This window comes from Thermaurantimonas sp., assembly GCF_046299575.1.
Taxonomy (GTDB): Bacteria; Bacteroidota; Bacteroidia; order Flavobacteriales; family Schleiferiaceae; genus Thermaurantimonas.
On sequence record NZ_JBKBHX010000010.1, the window covers coordinates 1 to 17,926 of the forward strand.

Here is a 17,926-nt window from a genome sequence, read left to right on the forward strand (position 1 = left end):
AGGGCAAATGAATAAGGCTGCAGCGCAGCCGAAGGTTAATAGCCGAAAATCGTCAAAAACAATAGCAATAGCTCCGTCAGGAGCGAAACATTGAAATGCTTGGGGTATCGCTCCTACGGAGCTGTGTGGCATTGCGATGATTTTTCTATTAACCTTTTGCTCCTACGGAGCTGATTTATTAACGAATTGTTTTTACAGTACAAATTGATAAGGCTGCATCGTGGCGGTAGATTATTGGCCAAAAACATTTAAACAAACACTCGTTAAATAGGCTGGAAAAAAAATTATAGATTTTCAAATGTAATCCTCTAATCTAATAGCTTTTAAAAAAGTGATAGAAATTCAAATTGTTGTGTACACAAATAAATGGTGGTTTTTCCCTTGATTATGATGTATTTTTAGCAGGTAGTATTATACAGTCAGAGGATGCATTCTATAATAAAAATCCTATGATGAATATTCACCTCAAAACCTCACTGCTTTATGATTTCTAAAAGATTGCTTATTCAGGCTGTACTTTTAGGTATCGTGTGGGCTGCACAAGGTCAGGAACTGTCCAAGATAAAAGGTTTTTTCCACTACACGGTTGGAGGCAATCACTACACCTCCACGGACGATCGCCTGCATAATTCCAATTTACAGTTAACTTATAACGTCGAACTAAAATGGCGTGGAAATGCTATACCCTTTGCCACCATCGGCGTCGGGACACGGCAATATGTTGCGTTCAATAAGCCTGGAATTAAAAATATAATGTTGGTCAATCCATTGGGATTTGGTCTAAGATCCAAGTTTGAGAGCATTCACTTTGTGCAGGGATTTACAGCCATACCATTATTTACCCAGCGGATGTTCAATGTAGATGACAGATCGAACGCATATGGTATAGTGATTGAGAGGCCCAAGTTTTTCTTCAACGTATGGTTTGGCCTTTATTTTCAGGTTAATAATAATTTGTTCTTTGGTGCACATTTCATCTATCAACCATATACTTGGAGAACAAACGACTATTATTATTCCAATTTTTTGAATGTGGGATTGATCCACGATGTAATATGGAAGAAGAAATTATAACCAAAGGCCATTATTATTTAACTTTAGTTACATTTGATGAATTTTAAAAATGCATGAAGGTCAAATTTTTTTGTTTATTTGTTTAAAATATTCTATTATGCAAGTATTTGTCAGTACAAAATCCATCTAATGACCAAAATTAGGTTTTAAATTCTGGCTTTTCAGACGATTTTAATGGCTCTGTAATCAGTCAAAACGAATGGGACAATGTTTCACAAATACTACTAAAATAATGTATTTTCTTCCTGAAAATATCCATCCAGCCTTTTTAAGTATTTATGATTTAAATGGAACACAAGTAAAAAAAAAATATCTTTAAATTCTACAGGAGAACGTTCAATTACTATGAGTTCTTCACAACTTAAGGGAGGTTTATATTATGTGGTTTTAATCGTTGATGGTCAGGATATGGATGTTATAAAAATGATTTTAACAAACTAACACTCTGATGGATCTAACCAATTACTTAAAAAAGGTTTTATACGGTTTGTTCAAAGGTATCCAAAGTGCACTATTTTTTTACCTGGTATTAGCTTTCAATATCGTACTACTTTTTACAATAAAATTTTTTCCATCTATGGATGGACCCGCTCACCTGTATAATGCCAATATGATTGCTCATCTGCTCAAGGGAAATGAAAGTCTCAGTGAATTTTTTATGATAAAAAAGTTTTGGATTCCTAACTGGACAAGTCATGCATTTTTAGCGGTTTTACACTTCGTTATGCCAGCGTGGTTAGCGGAAAAAACACTCATTATTCTGTATGTTTCAGGAATGGCCTTTTCATTTCGATTTTTGGTCAAACAGATGAATTCAGACAGTGTTGCACTAAGCGTATTGATATTCCCTTTTATGTACTCATTTTTGTTCCATTTAGGTTTTTATAATTTTTCTCTGTCTTTTATCTTCTTTTTTTACGCAGTTGGACTGTGGATACGACGATACTCATCCGGTGCTATCTCCGGATAATGGCTTATATTCATATTGTTATCACTTATGTATTTTACCAATGTAGTAATGTATGCTTTTTTAGGGCTTACGTGTGGTTTTATTACTGTTTATTATACGTTGCAAACGTATCGAAAACGATACTCTTTTTCGGCATCAATCCATTAATTATTTAAGGAGCTTGGACTTTTGCTACTGTTATCGCTTACTACATTGATTTTATTTTTTGTGTTTTACAGCACAGTTCAATTTTATCCATCCAATGAGAGATATTCCATTCCCGTATTACTTCAATGGATTATTGATGCAAGGCCTTTTATTGTATTTGATTATGATTCTGAAAAAGTTTTTACTAAATATTTATTCTATGTGTTGATTGTAATGATATTTTTTGATCTTGTAAAAAATACTGTAAGAAAAACACTTCGTGTACACGTATCGGATGTATTCCTTATTCCATTGTTTATTACGTTTATTTTGTACATATTGATACCCAATGGTGCGAGTGCAGGTATGATGTCAGATCGATATACTCTTATACTTTTTATTTTTCTGCTCTTATGGATTGTGACGCGCGTCAAATTTTCGTGGATTAATCTCGTGTTGATCGTTATTGTAATGTTTATACATTTAGTTCTTCAACTTAAGCATTTCAGGAGGGATTTGCGGATACTTGACAAGCATGCCAAGGACATTATACGCCGTTTCAGAGAAAATTGAAGATAACAGCATTGTGCTTCCCATTAACTTTTCAGACCACTGGATGGAAATTCATTTTTCTAATTATATTGGATGTACAAAACCATTAATTTTACTAGAAAATTATGAGTCAACGGTTAATTGGTTTCCGATCATTCTAAATTATAATAAACTACCAAATATTTTTTTACATCAAAAAAATTTCATCCCAGGTGTAGAATGGAAACATAATCCGGATTCTGAAAATAAAAGACAAATCGATTACGTGGTGATTTATGGCAATGCTGAGAGGCTAAATGACCCTGTTTGCGCAGAATTAAAAGACTAGATCGAAACCGGCTTTAAACTTATGTATGCATCGGATGATTTGTATGTAAATCTATATAAAAAAATCTGATTTTTCTTTTTGAATTTCAAATTTACTATCTGGTCTTTACAAAAGATTGAAAATTATTCAGAATTTCTTTGAAAAAAAGAAATGTATTAAGTCAAGGTAAATTTTTTATTATTTAAAAAAATCATTCTTTTTTTTAGTCATCTTTTATCGGAAAGTTTATCCGGTTTATAAAACAATACTAAAGGATTCATGAATAATATGTATTGTATTTTTTACCTGTAAGTAATGCTGAAACTCACTCTAATAAGAAGTTTTACAAAACAATTTCTATGAAAAAGAAAATTTCCGATAATCGGCAGAAAAAAGTACAAAAGTAGTATCGATATAAAACTTTTCAGTGGGAAAGAAGAAGATTAATGATTTCAAAATACAGTTTTGACGGATTAAAGTACTTTTACAGCCCATTCAAAAACACGTAACATGGCTAAGGTACACAACTTCTCTGCCGGCCCGAGCATTCTGCCACAGGAGGTACTTCAGAAAGCGTCGGAGGCAATTCTGAACTTTGACAATCTCAACCTCTCTCTCATCGAAATTTCACACCGCAGTAAGAATTTTGAAGCCGTGATGGAGCGGGCTCGTCATCTGGTCAAAGAACTGATGCAGCTGCCCGATGGTTATTCTGTGCTCTTTTTGCAAGGCGGGGCCAGCCTGCAATTTGTAATGGTAGCTCAAAACCTGATGCGCGAGGGTGGCAAGGCGGCTTACACAGATACAGGGACCTGGGCGTCCAATGCCATAAAAGAGGCCAAACTTTTTGGACAGGTGGATGTCATCGCCAGTTCAAAGGCTCAGAACTACACTTATATACCTAAAGACTACACCATACCTGAAGATGCTGATTACTTCCACTGCACGTCAAACAACACCATCTTTGGCACGCAGATGAAGGAGTTTCCGGATTCGCCGGTGCCTATGGTGTGCGATATGTCGTCTGACATTTTCAGCCGTAGAATTGATTTTTCCAAGTTTTCGCTCATCTATGCCGGTGCTCAAAAGAATATGGGGCCTGCGGGTACGACCCTTGTGGTGGTAAAGGATGAAATCCTGGGTAAAACCGGCCGCGCCATACCGGCAATGATGGACTACCGCACCCACATAAGCAAAGACAGTATGTACAACACCCCACCGGTGTTTGCTGTGTATGTGAGCATGCTCACCTTAGAGTGGCTCATCAACAATGGCGGCTTAGCCTGGATCGAAGAACTCAACCGCAAAAAAGCCGAACTGATGTACGGCGAGATCGACCGCAATCCGCTCTTTTATGGCACGGTGGCCGTAGAAGACCGCAGTTGGATGAACGCCTGCTTTCTGCTTCACGACCCAAAGCTGGAGCCCGAGTTTGACAAGATGTGGAAAGATGCCGGGATCTCAGGCATAAGAGGCCATCGCAGTGTAGGCGGCTATCGAGCCAGTATGTACAATGCATTGCCGCTCGAGAGCGTACAAGTGCTTGTGGATGTGATGAAAGAATTTGAACGCGTAAAAGGATAAAGATGAAAATATTAGCTAACGATGGATTGAATCCTGCCGGCATACGGATGCTTGAAGCAGCAGGTTTTGAAGTAATTACCAATAAGGTTGCCCAGGAGGCTCTGCCAAAATTTATCAACGAAAATCAGGTCGAAATCCTGCTGGTGCGCTCGGCCACTAAAGTGCGTAAAGACCTGATCGATGCCTGCCCTGGATTAAAACTCATAGGCAGAGGTGGAGTCGGTATGGACAACATCGACGTAGAATATGCCCGCAGTAAAGGCATTGCCGTAGTGAACACGCCGGCCTCATCGAGCGACTCAGTGGCTGAGCTGGTGATGGCGCATCTGTACGGCATGGTGCGCTTTCTGCACGACAGCAATCGTCTGATGCCCCTCGAAGGCGAAACACGCTTTAACGAGCTGAAAAAGAAATATTCCGATGGCCGCGAGCTGCGGGGCAAGACTTTGGGAATCATAGGCATTGGCCGAATCGGCCAGTCGCTTGCCCGTCTGGCACTGGGGGTGGGTATGAAAGTCATAGCTGCTGATCCCTTTTATTCAGAATCAGTGGATGTAAAATTGGATTTCTGCGACGGACAGTCTGTGACCATCAAGGTGCCCATCGTCGATATCGATAGCTTATTGGCCCAAAGTGATTTCATCAGCCTTCACGTGCCCGCGGCAGATAAGCCCATAATTGGCCGCGAACAAATCACCAAAATGAAAGACAAGTCGGCCATTGTAAATGCTGCACGGGGTGGGGTAGTGGATGAAGAAGCCTTGCTCGAAGCCTTAGACAGCGGCAAGCTCGCTTATGCCGGTCTCGATGTGTTTGAAAATGAACCGACACCGGCCATGCGCGTGCTGATGCATCCTGCGGTTTCGCTTACCCCGCATATTGGCGCATCGACCGTAGAAGCACAAGAGCGCATAGGTGAAGAGATCGCACAGATTATTATCTCACACTTTAAAAAGTAAATGAATTTCAAAAACAAAAAACCCGGCTGCTAGGCCGGGTTTTTTATTTGTGCTTAAACCAAACGATTAATCAACAATTTTAATCCACAGCTCATCGGTGTATCTGCCATCAATTTTGTTTTGGCGCACTTGATTGGCTTTGGCGTAGGTATCAAACTTAAACAGGTACACGTAATACATATTGTTGTTTTTGTCTTGGAAGTAGCGAGCGTCGAAGCCTTTATTTTTCAGTTCAGCCGTTAAGCGCTCAGCGTTGCTCAGGTTTGAGAATACGCCGGCTACTACATAGAAGCCCTTAGAGCCGGGAACAACGCTGCTGGCCATTTCAGATTGCTGAATGGGTTGGCCGCCAGAGGTGTAGCCAGTTCCGCCTTGCTGTTGATTGCCGCTTCCTTGGGTGGGTTGTTGTGGTTTAGTACCGACCTGAGATGCTGGCTGAGTGCCTTTCTGTCCACCTGCTGATTGAGGAGGTTGCTGGCTGGCTTGTTGTTCGGCCTGGCGTTGGTATTCACGGCGAATTTCTTCGCGAAGCTCTTCCAGGCGGTCTTTGATGAGTTTTTCAGTATTTTCGTCCTTTTTGCTTTGCTGTTGTTTTAGCTTTTTGATTTCGTTTTCTATGCGGTCTATCTTCGAACTGCTGCCAAATCTCCACGTTAGGATGATTTCATTGCTGTTGCCCATTGTACGGCTGTATTCAGAAATCGAGAAGTCGTGTGCATATCCTACCATCAGTTGGTCAGTAATATTAACACCTACATTAAGCGTAACTGCATAATCAGTACGGTACATAAATCCGAGATGGCCATATTTTGGTATTCTGAGCATAGCTCCTGCATCGATCATCGCAGGAACCCCCTCCGCTCCGCGAATCATTACAAGAGGGCTGAGCAGTGCTCTGTCGCCTTGTACATTTAGGTCGTACTGTGCCATCAGGTTGTAATGTCTGTAGGCGCTGAACAGCACTTGTGCGGTGGGCTGATCTAGAAACTTAATTGGCGATGAAAACAGCTGAGGAACGGCGGCTCCTACCATTAAGTTGTTGATGCGCGCATTTACACCAATGTTTACATCGAATATCGATCTGCCATTTACTTGTCCAAAGACAGCCGGGTCAAAGCGATCAGAGTTGCGAATAAGTGTGACGTTGATTGATTGATTTAGATAGCCGGCACCAATGCCAAAATCGATGAAATTTTTGTCGCCAAATTGCACTTTGTACGCATAGGCTCCATAAATGGCATTTCGTTCAAGCAAGCTTGCCTGATCGTTGTAAGCATACACTGAATAGCCGACTTTATTTGAGAGAGATGCTCCATTAAAGGCTAATGCAGCTGTTTGCGGTGCTCCGTCGAAGCCTGTCCACTGCCTTCGAAAAATGGCTGAAAGCTCTGGAGTAGCCGATAGACCACTCATGGCAGGGTTGTAAATGTATGGTGTGAAAAAGTAGTTGCTGTATAATGGAACTTGCTGAGAATAGGCTGAAGTGATAAAACCAATTGCCAGCAGGGCAAATCCAAATTTATTAATCGTATTCATTTTTCTACTCTTTTAAAATTGACTTTGAATGATTGTCACTGAGCCTCTGTAAATCACTTCATCATCGCATACTACAAGAATGTAGTAAGCACCATCTGGCAAAGGTGCACCTGCATTGTCAGTACCGGCCCAGTTGTTGGTATAGGGCAAACTGTTATAGACAATCTTTCCGTATCGGTTCATCACCACTAATTCGCAGGTCTGATTTCCGATCAGTTCGCTAAGGTCAAGCACATCATTTACACCATCTCCATTCGGAGTGAGAAGGTTGGGCACATTTCTGAAAATTTCAGTACTGTCGGTAATTGGAGGTTTTACGACAAATACACGCATACTATCTAATCCCTGACATCCACCCGCATCTGTTACAAGCAAATAATAGGTAATTGTATCAGGCTTATTAGTCTGAGGAATAGAAGTAGTCACTTGAGACAGGGGATTACTGAATGAAACTGGCTTATTTGCAAACCAGTAATACAAACCACCTGGGCCGGCACCAGACCCGATCAAAGTAACAGATTGACCTATTTGAATGGTCTGATCAGGGCCGGCATTTGCTATAGGATTACTCAATGTTACCCGGATGGTATCGAATGATGCACAACCGTTTTGGTTAGTTGCACGCACTGGATAAACTCCCGGATTTTTTAGTATAATCACATTGCTGTTGAGAGGCGGACTGGTCAGCCAGGTAAAATTTACAGCCGGCTGATTTGACGAAACAACCACTATGACGCTATCGCCTGCACAAATCTGGATATTTTTGGAAGTATTAAAATTTATTTGAGGATATTTTACAACATTTACCTGCAAGAAATTAGAAGTGTAGCTACAGGTTTGGTTTGAAATGATTACCCTGTAGCGGGCAGTATCGTTTACTGTTGTACCATTGATTACCGGCGTCACAACAAACCATGGATTAGTTGCCCCAGCTATATTAACAAACGGGGAACCTGGCGGAAAGGAGATTTGCCATTGATAATTCAGTGCATTGGTGTCTTTAACTGAGAGAACAGTTGAATCTCCAGAACAAATAGTGAGTCCCTTTACCGATGATCCCGGAAAAGCTGCAGGAACTATAGAGTCCACCGGAGGAAAATCTGTAATCACATTTATATAGCCTGAGGTGTCAAAACAAAATCCATCAAAAACCCGGACTCTATATCGGCCGGCTACATATACCTCTTTAAAAATCAATGTATCGTTTACAAGTGTTTTAGGATGAGGATTGTTAAAAATATCCAGTGTATCTACAATCCATTGGTATTTATAACCCGGACCTGAAGGTGCTGTGATGGTTATGTAATTTCCGTCGCAAAATCTGAAACTATCCGGACTAATGGCTATTACACCCGGCTGAGGTTGTACGGTCGTGCTTGTATTGGGCTTATAGGCTACTACTAAAGTATCTTTGGATATTGAATCACACGATCCCAGTGATACCCTAAGACTTATGGCAGCTGTTTGCCAGAATTTGAACGTTTTTTGATTTGCTCCGGGAACGGGGGCTCCGTTTACTCTCCATTGATAAGCGTATGTTTCGCCGGATCCCGGAGTAGGACCCTCAAAAGTAATGGTATCTCCTTGACAGAATCTGTATTCATTTGGAAACTGGGGATTTACATAACCTCCGGTAATGGTGAATTTTGATGGAGGTCTTTTTCCAATGATGATGATAGCACTTGAATCGCTCACAGCAGCAGGCGAACTGGAGGTTACACGCACTCTGTAGGCCCCTTGGGGTGTATTGCAAGGAACAACTGCTAATATATTGCCTACAGTTCCGTGTACAGGACCATTGGGTGGGACGTTGTTACCGAATGGAAGTGGCGCAATTTGTATAAAATTACCACTAAAAGTTGAACCTCCTGGATTGGAAAGTTCGACCCGAATTAGATTATTGCTTTGTAAAACACCCGGATTTACAAAAAAAGTAACTTGTACAGTATCGCATTGGCAAAGCTGGGTATTCAGCGCAGGTGAAGCAACAAAAACCTGCCCACTGGCTGAATAAGCAGCTGCCAAGACGAATGAAAGGAAGTTAATTTTTAAACTTTTTTTCATTCTTTTTTATTTTTTAGCAAAATAAAAGTTTAAACAAATATATCGTGTATCTTTTTGAAAGTTGGTTTTGAATTTATTTAACAAATTTGATTATTAGAATCTTTTGTTAATTTAATAGTGTTTTTTGTTTATTTTTTATTTTAAAAAAGTGTTTGAATAGTTTTGCCCAGATGAAATTATTCTGACTTCGAAATGAAAAATGAATTTAGTATAGCTGATTTATATAAAAATAAACCTTTAGGTAAAGAAATTACGCTTAGCGGTTGGGTCAGAACTTTTAGGAGCAATCGATTCATTGCTCTCAACGATGGAAGTACTGCAGCCAATTTTCAGTGTGTAGTAGATTTCGAAAAATTTGATGATTCGCTTTTAAAAAGAATTACTACAGGTTCGTGCATAAGAGTAAAAGGAATTATTACAGAATCAATAGGAAAAGGACAGCCAATCGAATTACAAGTTCAAACGATCGAGATTCTCGGAGATTCAGATGCTGAAAAATATCCGCTTCAGCCAAAAAAACACAGTCTTGAGTTTCTCCGAGAAATTGCACATTTACGACCGAGAACCACCACTTTTGGTGCCATCTTTCGCGTTCGGCATCATTTAGCTTTTGCCATTCACGAGTATTTTAATAAAAATGGATTTTTTTACATTCACTCTCCCATCATCACAGCTTCTGATGCTGAAGGGGCTGGAGAGATGTTTAACGTGTCGGTGCTCGATAAGAAGAACATTCCACTTACCGAAAACGGCGAGGTAGATTATTCAAAAGACTTTTTTGGCAAAGAGGCTAATCTGACCGTAAGCGGTCAGCTTGAGGCTGAATTGCTGGCTATGGGGCTCGGCAAGGTGTACACTTTTGGGCCCACCTTTAGAGCAGAAAACAGCAACACAGCTCGCCATTTGGCTGAATTCTGGATGATAGAGCCTGAGATGGCTTTTTACGAGCTTAAAGACAACATGGATCTAGCGGAAGACTTTTTAAAATACATCATTAAATACGCTCTTACCCATGCTGCGGATGATCTGGCCATTCTCGACCAAAGATTAGCAGAAGAGGAAAAGTCAAAACCAGCCGATCAGCGCGTAATGCCGCTTTTGGAGAAATTGAAGTTTGTAACAGAAAATGCCTTTCAGCGCATCACTTATACTGATGCGATAGACATTCTCTTGCAATCGCCGTATCAAAAAAAGAAAAAATTTCAATTCCCAGTAGAATGGGGCATCGACCTGCAGAGTGAGCACGAGCGCTACTTGGTAGAGAAGCATTTCAATTCGCCGGTAATAATCACAGATTATCCATCAGCTATCAAAGCCTTTTACATGCGACTAAATGACGATGGCAAAACCGTGCGCGCTATGGATATCCTAGTTCCGGGCATTGGTGAAATCGTTGGCGGTTCGCAGCGCGAAGAGCGATATGATGTACTTTTAGAAAAGATTCGCCAATTTGGCATCTCTGAAGAGAGTTTGTGGTGGTATCTCGATACGCGCCGTTTTGGCACCTGCCCTCATAGTGGCTTTGGACTGGGATTTGAAAGGCTTGTTCAATTCGTCACTGGCATGTCTAATATACGAGATGTAATTCCCTTCCCCCGTACACCGGGAAATTGCGATTTTTAATCATATTACAAATCGCCAGATTAGCTTGCCCATAACGTTTATGGAGGCAGTGATTAATCCCCGTTCGGCCACAGGTCTAAGGGTCTGATTGGCAATAAAAAAGAAATCAGCCCCTGGGAATGGAATCCACTGAAGCCGATAATTCAATAAATACTCATGGGTTGCGCTATTGTATTGAGCTAAGATGAAGCCAAAAGTATTTGGATTGAAGGCATATCTTATGCGAAAGGAGGTTAGCAATACTTCAAAACTCGATTGTTGAAATATGGCTCGTGAGTATGAATTTAACAGGGTAAATTGGATAAAGCGGCTCGAGCGTACATTTATATCCATCGAAACGTCATTGCTGTGGCCGTCGAAAAGCTGACCAAAAGAGTAATTGTTTGATATCCAAATTTTTCGACCTCTAAAGGTAGATAAATCAGCTGAATATCGCGTAAACCAATATTCTCCGGGATTAATTATGGTGTTGGCAAAGATTCGGAACGGAACAAAAATACCCTCTGCCTGACGCGTTGCATACAGGTAAATGCTTTCGCCAGAGCGCGTTTCCAGTCCTATGGGCGATATGGAATATTGAAATGTTTGAAGTCTATTTCCGTCGTTTATACGTGTCAGCGTCACACTGCCCGGACTTATTATAAATTGGCGAATCCATTTCCATGGTCCGTTTGGGTTTGGGCGGGGCTGATAATTTATTATAGCAAAATATTCGTTGAAGTCTTCGCGACGCATCAGTCCTACCTTGGGTGAAAAGTTTGCTCCTGCCATTTGTGTACTCAAGAATATGTTGAACTTGTCATTTGGATATTGTACGAAAAACCGATAAGCGAAATTTTCTGTGTTTGTGGGAGTTTGACTGGTTAAAGTTCCTACCAAAGCTCCCCCAACATTCAGGTTTTTAGACCCTAAAAATTGAGAGGTACTAAATCGAAAGTTTACACCGGTAGTCGTGTGTTGGTAGTTTTCATTGATGCGGAGTATGGTCATACCGCCCACGGTAGATTGTAGGCCTAAGTCTTTTCGGATTGAAAAGGCTGAAAAATTTTCGGCTATGGCGCTGTTGGTTTTAGCTGTTTGTATATTCATTGCACCCAAGGTAGTTCCTTTCGATTTGCCAAGAAGCCGTATACCTGCTATGATAGGTATTGGTTGATAGTTGCTGTCGAGACCAATTCTTCGGGTGTAAAAGGGGATAATTCGGTCACCCCCAAAACCCATGTCGAAAAAGTCTTGTCCTTCGAGAAAAAATTCTCTTAATTCCGGAAAAAACAAGGGAAATCTTGTGAGATTCACTTGCTGGCGGTCACTTTCTATTTGAGCAAAATCGGTATTTAAGCTAATGTTTAATCGGTATGAGGCATTGAATAGGTAATTGATATCCATACCGGTATTTATAAGCGAACGCCAATTCAGAGCATTTTCGCTGTTTAGTTGTCCGCCCATTCCTGAAATACCATAAGGTTTTAATTCCGTGAACTTCCTTGAATTTGGCAATTTTGACAAATGAATTTGCCCGGCATTTGTCACTAGATTTAAACGCGAATCGCGTTTCCATCCCATCCAGAGCGATTGCTCTCTTAGATATCTGATGTTTCTTTCAAAATTAATTCCCCAAACCGTCGAGTCTGTTCTGGATTCAAAGCGAAGGGAAATAAATGGTATCACAATTTCGGCGGACCATCCGACTGAGTCAATGGAGGTCTTTACATCCCATACAGTATTCCAATTAATATTGGTGGCCTTTCCATTGTCAAACACCTGGTAATCACCTCTTGCTCCATGAGGATTGGTATAAAAAACAAAGGCATTTCTCCTGTCGTGATATGTATCAAGCAGTATATAAAAGACATCGTCGAGTAGAACATTGAAATCTCTAGCTAATTCGTAGGCAGTAATAGTGTGGTACGGCTGTTCGCAACGTATTGCAATGTAAAGATTATGGGCGTCATGAGCTATTCCTAACCAGGTTTTATGCTTTGAGGGTCTACCTTCGTAGAGTTCTCTTTGGGTAAGGTTGACAGGTTGTAATATTTCGTGCCAAATTGATTCGGACAGCTTTCCATCTACTAAGATAGGTTCATCGATATATTGGGAGAGAAGGCTCTGTCCATTGGTATATAGAAAAAGTAAATAAAAGGGTACGAGGGTAACCCTTTTTAAATTCGAAAGTATCACGAAAGTGTTTGAATTTTTTATGCGATGGGCAAAAAATTATTTATTCAATATTTTTTTTACTGCTTCTGAAATAGCTTTACCATCAGCTCTGCCAGCCAACTTTTTGGATGCTACTCCCATTACTTTTCCAAAGTCAGCTGGTGAAGATGCTCCAAGATCATCTATGAGTTTTAAAATTTCATTATTCAACTCTTCTTCTGTCAAAGGTTTTGGGAGAAATTCTTCAATCACGCGCATTTGGGCTAATTCTTCGGCAGCAAGGTCTTCACGATTTTGCTGAACAAAAATTTCGTAACTTTCTTTTCGCTGTTTGTGCAGTTTTTGAAGGATTTTTAACTCTGTATCTTCAGATAGAGATTCTGCAGCACCTTTTTCAGTATGTGCTAACAAGATAGCTGATTTAATGGCTCTCAAGGCATTTAATCTGTCTTTGTCTTTGGCCTTCATGGCCTCTTTTATCTTTTCATTGATCTGATTCTCAAGACTCATATCCGTTTACTTTAAAAGTGAGATTTAATTAAATACCGGGCAAAAATAAGACAGCCTCCCATGTAGGGGGAGGCTGTTTATAATTGCAAGATTATGCCTGAAATTTATTTTAGCGTAATTCTTTCTGTAAGGGTAGTTGTACCGTTTGTAATGTTGATCAGATAAATACCCTTAGCCATGCCGCTGAGGTCAAACCTGAAGTTTGCACCATCGTGGAGATACACATTTTCAGACTTCAGTACTTGACCTAGCAGATTCACTATGCGTACATCGTATCTTCCGGCTTGTATGTTTTCGATGTTTAGGTTAACTTCTCCTGTTGTTGGGTTTGGAAATACGCGAATTCGACCTTTTTCAAACTCGTCTTTGCCGATGGATGAGTTTCCGGTTACGAAAAACTCAATGTAGGGAGCAAATGTTAAACTTGGGTTGATCAGCTCGTTAAGCAGTTGGTTTGTATTGTTTCCGTAACGGGTTCCAACAAAGAGGTTACCAAATACGGCTCTTGACTGTGGGTAAAGGTCGTAAGCTTCAAGGAAGGTAGGAACGTTTTGTTGAGCCTGCGGATCGCGAGCATAAATAGGTCTAAAGAAGTTACGACGTACTGGGTTGTTTGTATTGTTCGCATCGTACAGAGTGTCACCAGCTTGATATGAGTAGCCGGGTTTAAAGTGTACTACAGCAGCTACCTTGTTTCCTGCGGGAATGTTGAGCGATTGCGGCAGTGGAATTTTGAATTCTACCTCAGCGCTGTCTACTACGCGTAGGCGATAATGGAGCACCACTCTGTTTGTGGCTGTAAGTCCATTGTGGAAACCGTGGTTAGGGCTACCGCTGTATCTGGGTACTGTCAGAGGGATAGCAGCTGTTTGTCCTGGGAACGTATTTGCCGGATATTGTACACCTACCCTCCAGGTTGTGTTGTTGTTAATGTCACCCCAGATTACATCTACGCGCAGAGAATCACCAGTAAAGTTCTGAAGATTAGGAGTTGCGATATCGTAGTAACCGTACACGATGATCGTATCGATGTTGATGGGGTTTGTCGGTGCAAAATAATCGAGCTGAGCCAAGGCAAAAGCTTGTGAGTTGGGATCAAGCACACTTGAAACGGCATGGATATTCACACGGCTGGTGCCTGATGAGGTCACCATTGTCATCTGTGAGTCAGGGAAAAACCCGTTGGTCAGCCATACGAAGGTCAATTGCTTGATAGCAGCTACCGGATCTATGTGGCTCATGCGCTGAGCTACAGCCTTGTTGCCTTTGTTGGCATAACGCAGATTGCGGGAGTTTTCTAAGGCCTGAAGTAGCTTAACTTTTTTGTTTTGAGGCAGCTCTTGAAAGAGTAGTTTGGATTCCATCATTGCAGCATTTTCAACGATAGATTGGGCAAAAGTTGAGAAGCTGACGATGAGTAAAAAGCTTAGTAAGGTTTTTTTCATAGGTATTTAAATTTTCGCTAAATTACAATAAAACAAATATTAGTTAAAACTTTTGTTGCCCTAAAACAATTGTTAAAGTTACTCAACATACGAAGAGATTGGTTCACAGGTACATACGAGGTTTCTGTCACCATAAGCGTCATCTACTCGTCGCACGGAGGGCCAAAACTTGTTTTCACCCACATAGTCGAGCGGAAAAGCTGCAATTTTTCTTGAATAAGGTAGTGACCACTCTTCTGCTGTAAGCATCTCGAGGGTGTGAGGTGCGTTTTTCAGTAAGTTGTTGTTTTTATCGGCATTGCCAAGGACTATGTCCTCAATTTCTTTCCGAATTGAAATCATTGCTTCACAGAAGCGATCAATCTCGGCTTTGCTCTCGCTTTCAGTGGGTTCAATCATAAGCGTACCTGCCACCGGGAAGGATACCGTGGGTGCATGAAATCCATAGTCCATCAGACGCTTGGCAATATCTATTACCTCGATGTTGGCATCGCGCTTGAAGGCTCGGCAGTCGAGAATGAGTTCGTGTGCCACTGTGCCATTTTCTCCGGTGTAGAGTACTGGATAGTGTTTTTCCAAACGGGCCTTGATGTAGTTGGCATTCAAAATGGCATACTTGGTGGCATTTGTCAGACCTTCTGCACCAAGCATCTTAATGTATGCGTATGAAATAATTAATATCAAGCCACTGCCATATGGTGCAGCTGAGATGGGCGTGATAGCATGTTCACCTCCTGTTTTTACAATGGGATGACCTGGCAAGAAGGGTGCTAAATGCTTGGCTACACAAATCGGCCCCATTCCTGGCCCACCTCCACCGTGCGGAATAGCGAAGGTTTTATGCAAATTCAGGTGGCACACATCAGCTCCAATGGCTGCAGGATTGGTGAGTCCCACCTGGGCATTCATGTTAGCACCATCCATATACACCTGTCCTCCATGGGCATGGATAATATCGGTTATTTCTTTTACGGCACTTTCAAACACACCGTGGGTAGAAGGATAGGTGATCATAAGCCCTGCCAATTCATTGCTGTGCCTTTCAGCCAAAGTGCGCAGGTCGTTTACATCGATGTTGCCGTTTTCATCACATTTAACCACTACTACTTTCATACCGGCCATTACGGCTGAAGCAGGGTTAGTGCCGTGGGCTGATGATGGGATTAGCACTACGTTGCGATGACCTTCGCCTCTGTGCTGATGATATGCGCGTATTATCATCAGACCAGCATATTCACCCTGTGCTCCGGAGTTGGGCTGAAGCGATACACTGTCAAACCCGGTGATTATTGCCAGATCTCTTTCCAGTTCACGGATAATTTGCATGTATCCTTCTACTTGATCAGCTGGTGCAAATGGGTGAATATCCGAAAACTCAGGCCAAGAGAGTGGTATCATTTCCGTTGCGGCATTCAGCTTCATAGTGCAGCTTCCTAGGGGTATCATACTATGGTTAAGAGCGAGGTCTTTGCGCTCGAGTTTTTTCAAATAGCGCATCATCTCGGTTTCGCTGTGATAGCTGTTGAATACCGGATGGGTCAAGAAAGGCGAAGTGCGCAGAAGATCCTCAGGCATTGTGGTTTCTACCTCACCGGGTAGTGAAACAGAGCTTATTCCCTTCGCCTCAGCAAATACACGAACGATGTCTTCAAGGCTTTCGTCGTAGGTGGCTTCACCTAAGCTGATTGAGACTGTTTTAGAGTCTATATAGTTGAAATTCATCTTATTGCTCTCAGCTATTTGACGCAATTTCGAGATCTCCACTTCGCCCAGATCGATCCGTATAGTGTCGAAATAACTTTTGTTGAGCTGTTGGTAGCCGAGAGCTTCGAGTGATGAAGAGAGTCGAATAGCGTTGTGGTGAATTCTTCGAGCTATGTGGCGAAGGCCCTCTGGCCCGTGGTATATAGCATATGCAGCTGCCATTACAGCCAGCAACACCTGAGCCGTACAAATGTTTGATGTAGCCTTTTCGCGTTTGATGTGCTGTTCGCGTGTTTGCAAGGCCATGCGCAGAGCCGGCTTGCCATCCTTGTCGATAGTTCGACCGATAATTCGACCAGGAATGAAGCGCTTGTATTCTTCCTTAGTCGCAAAATAGGCTGCATGAGGACCTCCAAAGCCCGGAGGAATACCGAAGCGCTGAGTCGTACCTACTACTACATCTGCGCCCCACTCCCCTGGAGGGGTGAGTAGTACTAAGCTCAATAAATCGGCTGCTACAATTACATGTATGCCTTGTTCTTTACATATATTTACAAATGCTCTATAATCTTGGATTTCACCGTTTGCGTCCGGATATTGTATCAGTACGGCGTAAAATTCTTCGAGAGGTTGAAAGGTTCGAAAATCGCCAAATTCAAGTTCAATTCCCAGAGGAGTAGCCCTTGTTTGTAGCAATGCTTTAGTTTGAGGGAATATGCTTTCGCTTACAAAAATCTTATGGCTGTTGAGTTTTTCTTTGGATCGTGCTGAGTGAAGCATCGTCATGGCTTCGGCAGCTGCAGTGGCCTCATCCAGAAGTGAAGCATTAGCTATCTCCATACCTGTAAGGTCGCAGACCATCGTCTGATAGTTCAGCAGCATCTCCATGCGACCTTGAGCTATTTCGGCTTGATATGGTGTGTAAGCTGTGTACCATCCCGGGTTTTCAAAAATGTTTCTTTGAATAACTCCCGGCAGCACAGTCCCATAATAGCCCATACCGATGTAGTTTCGGAACAACTTGTTTTTTCCTGCGATCTTTTTCAGGTGGGTCAAAAAAGTTCTTTCAGTCTTTGGAGCATCGAGTCCCTCAAGCGGCTTTATCCGAATGTTTTCAGGTACAGTTTTAAAAATTAATTCGTCTAACGACGAAACCCCAATCTCACGGAGCATTTCAGCTTCATCTTCCTCTCTGATGCCTATATGCCGATAGGCGAATGAATTGTAATTCATAAGATTCAATTGTATAAGTTGTATTATTTACCGTTAAAATGTCTGTTTGTTTTACAATGCAAATGTAATTGGGCACAATGCT

At 41.6% G+C, this 17,926-nt stretch carries 12 protein-coding genes; 6 read left to right on the forward strand and 6 right to left on the reverse strand.

The window, feature by feature from the left end:
* The first annotated feature begins 483 nt into the window (after positions 1-483).
* From ACK4EX_RS11415 to ACK4EX_RS11435, 5 genes are all read left to right on the forward strand, one after another.
* A complete protein-coding gene (locus tag ACK4EX_RS11415; protein ID WP_409772924.1) occupies positions 484-1,074 on the forward strand; it encodes a hypothetical protein in 591 nt (196 codons plus the stop codon).
* A 448-nt stretch (positions 1,075-1,522) separates the two neighbouring features.
* On the forward strand, positions 1,523-2,044 hold the full coding sequence (locus tag ACK4EX_RS11420; protein ID WP_409772927.1) for a hypothetical protein: 522 nt from the start codon (positions 1,523-1,525) through the stop codon (positions 2,042-2,044).
* Between the two features lie 661 nt (positions 2,045-2,705).
* Positions 2,706-3,050: a hypothetical protein gene (locus ACK4EX_RS11425; protein ID WP_409772929.1), complete on the forward strand. Its 345-nt coding sequence runs from the start codon at positions 2,706-2,708 to the stop codon at positions 3,048-3,050.
* A gap of 489 nt (positions 3,051-3,539) precedes the next feature.
* Positions 3,540-4,613 (forward strand): 3-phosphoserine/phosphohydroxythreonine transaminase, encoded by a 1,074-nt coding sequence (gene serC, locus ACK4EX_RS11430; protein WP_409772930.1) that lies wholly within the window; start codon positions 3,540-3,542, stop codon positions 4,611-4,613.
* 2 nt (positions 4,614-4,615) lie between these two features.
* The gene (locus tag ACK4EX_RS11435; protein WP_409772933.1) at positions 4,616-5,572 is read left to right on the forward strand and encodes a D-2-hydroxyacid dehydrogenase; all 957 of its coding nucleotides are present in this window, start codon (positions 4,616-4,618) and stop codon (positions 5,570-5,572) included.
* A 66-nt stretch (positions 5,573-5,638) separates the two neighbouring features.
* On the opposite strand, the gene ACK4EX_RS11440 is transcribed toward ACK4EX_RS11435, so the two are convergent.
* Together ACK4EX_RS11440 and ACK4EX_RS11445 are read right to left on the reverse strand one after the other, a co-directional pair.
* Entirely contained in the window at positions 5,639-7,108 is a 1,470-nt protein-coding gene (locus ACK4EX_RS11440) for a PorP/SprF family type IX secretion system membrane protein (protein ID WP_409772935.1), read from the reverse strand.
* 12 nt (positions 7,109-7,120) lie between these two features.
* Positions 7,121-9,172 (reverse strand): gliding motility-associated C-terminal domain-containing protein, encoded by a 2,052-nt coding sequence (locus tag ACK4EX_RS11445; protein WP_409772938.1) that lies wholly within the window; start codon positions 9,170-9,172, stop codon positions 7,121-7,123.
* A 192-nt stretch (positions 9,173-9,364) separates the two neighbouring features.
* Here ACK4EX_RS11445 and asnS point away from each other — a divergent pair, with 192 nt between their 5' ends.
* Positions 9,365-10,795, forward strand: coding sequence for an asparagine--tRNA ligase (asnS, locus tag ACK4EX_RS11450; protein ID WP_409772940.1), 1,431 nt, complete (start codon positions 9,365-9,367; stop codon positions 10,793-10,795).
* On the opposite strand, the gene ACK4EX_RS11455 is transcribed toward asnS, so the two are convergent.
* The 4 genes from ACK4EX_RS11455 to gcvP all read right to left on the reverse strand — a co-directional run bounded on the left by ACK4EX_RS11455 (position 10,796) and on the right by gcvP (position 17,844).
* Positions 10,796-12,973, reverse strand: a complete 2,178-nt coding sequence (locus tag ACK4EX_RS11455; protein ID WP_409772942.1) for a DUF5916 domain-containing protein — start codon at positions 12,971-12,973, stop codon at positions 10,796-10,798. It lies immediately after the preceding gene.
* Between the two features lie 36 nt (positions 12,974-13,009).
* Positions 13,010-13,462, reverse strand: a complete 453-nt coding sequence (locus ACK4EX_RS11460) for a GatB/YqeY domain-containing protein (RefSeq protein ID WP_409772945.1) — start codon at positions 13,460-13,462, stop codon at positions 13,010-13,012.
* A 104-nt stretch (positions 13,463-13,566) separates the two neighbouring features.
* The gene (locus ACK4EX_RS11465) at positions 13,567-14,907 is read right to left on the reverse strand and encodes a T9SS type A sorting domain-containing protein (RefSeq protein ID WP_409772947.1); all 1,341 of its coding nucleotides are present in this window, start codon (positions 14,905-14,907) and stop codon (positions 13,567-13,569) included.
* A 78-nt stretch (positions 14,908-14,985) separates the two neighbouring features.
* A complete protein-coding gene (gcvP, locus tag ACK4EX_RS11470; protein WP_409772949.1) occupies positions 14,986-17,844 on the reverse strand; it encodes an aminomethyl-transferring glycine dehydrogenase in 2,859 nt (952 codons plus the stop codon).
* Positions 17,845-17,926: the final 82 nt, after the last annotated feature.